We start from the raw sequence: 1,688 nt of genomic DNA, 5'->3' as shown, positions 1-1,688 counted from the left end.
GTCAACACGGTCTTCCAGAATCTCACCGGTGTGTTGCAGCAGATCGACCCGGCGAAGCTGAACGGCGTGCTGTCGGCACTGGCCGAAGGCCTTCGTGGACAGGGCGACGCGATGGGCCAAGCGATCTCGGACGGCAATGAAGTTCTCCAGCAGTTGAATCCGCGCTCGGAGACGGTGCGCCGGGACTTCCAGTCGCTCAAGGGTTTCAGCGATACCTATTCAGTCGCGGCGCAAAACATCATCACGGTCCTCGATGCCGCCAGCACGACGAGCACCAGCATCGTCGACAACGCCAAGCAGCTGGATTCGTTGCTTCTCAATCTGGCGGGGCTCTCCAACACCGGCATCGATCTGCTCGCGCCAAACAAGGACAATCTGGTTAGGGCCGTCAATCAACTCGAGCCGATCACCCGCTTGCTGATGAAGTACAACCCGGAGCTCACCTGCCTGTTCCTCGGAGCCAAGAAGACCATCGACTCAGGATTCGTGGACGTCACCGGTGGCACGAACGGGAAGTCGGTGATCCTCGACGTGGCTCTGCTCGGCGGCAACGACCCCTACAAGTATCCGGACAATCTGCCGATCAACGGCGCCAAGGGCGGTCCCGGCGGTCAACCGGGCTGCGGATCTGGCCCCGACGTCTCGCAGAACTGGCCGGTCCGGAACTTGATCACCAACACCGGTTTTGGCACCGGTCTGGACAACCGACCCAATCCAGGCATCGGATTCCCGGGCTATGCCAACTATCTGCCCGTCACTCGCGGCACGCCAGAGCCACCGAGCCTGCGCAATCAGGGTGGGCCCGCCATTGGCCCGATTCCGTACCCGGGTGCCCCGCCCTATGGCGCGCAGCAGTACGCCCCGGACGGCACCCCGCTGTACCCGGGCCTGCCGCCTGCGCCGCCACCGGGTGCGCCACGCGAACCCGGCCCACCACCGCCAGGGTCGGAACCGTTCTACGTCCCGTTCCCCGCGGACGTGCAACCGACACCGGCGTATCCGGTTCCCGTCCCTGGGATTCCAGGGCCATGACGGACGCGCTCTCATCGATCGACACGCAGGAAGGCATCGGCCGTGAAGGATAATCTGGGCGGTGCAATCTGGCGCCTGGCCATCTTCCTGACGGTCTGTGCCTTCGGGATCTTCGCGATCTTCGCGATCTTCGGGCAGCTCCGGTTCCAATCCGAGAAGACCTACCGAGCCCAATTCACCAACGTGACCGGCCTCGAGGTCGATCAGTTCGTCCGTATTGCAGGCGTCGAAGTCGGCAAGGTGAAGAACATCTCGATCGAACCGGACACCACCGCGCTGGTCGAGTTCCAAGCCGACGACTCGGTGGTCCTCACTCAGGGCAGTCGGGCCGTCATTCGGTACGACAATCTGATCGGCGGTCGCTATCTGGCCCTCGAGGAGGGAGCGGGTAGCACGAAGCGCCTGCAGCCCGGCGGCACGATTCCCTTGGCCCAGACATCTCCAGCGCTGGACTTGGATGCCCTGATCGGCGGCTTCCGGCCGTTGTTCCGGGCACTGGATCCCAACCAGGTCAATGCGTTGACCGGTCAGCTCATCGCGGCCTTTCAAGGTCAGGGCGGGACCCTCACGTCGTTCTTCGAACAGACTGCGGCACTGACCAATACGTTGGCGGATCGCGACCAGCTGATCGGGCAGGTGATCGTCAACCTGAACTC

General features: G+C 63.4%; 2 protein-coding genes. Both read left to right on the top strand.

The annotated features are described in order from the left end of the window. On the top strand, nt 1-1,032 hold a 1,032-nt coding region (locus ACRDUX_RS15500; protein ID WP_526414906.1), incomplete at its 5' end, for an MCE family protein. Between the two features lie 42 nt (nt 1,033-1,074). Further along, the coding region (locus ACRDUX_RS15495; RefSeq protein WP_526414905.1) for an MCE family protein at nt 1,075-1,688 on the top strand (614 nt) is incomplete at its 3' end.

The sequence above is a fragment of the Mycobacterium sp. genome (assembly GCF_050701675.1).
In the GTDB taxonomy this organism is placed as follows: Bacteria; Actinomycetota; Actinomycetes; order Mycobacteriales; family Mycobacteriaceae; genus Mycobacterium.
Note: the sequence above shows the minus strand (reverse complement) of the source record. Positions and strands in the feature narration are given on the sequence as shown.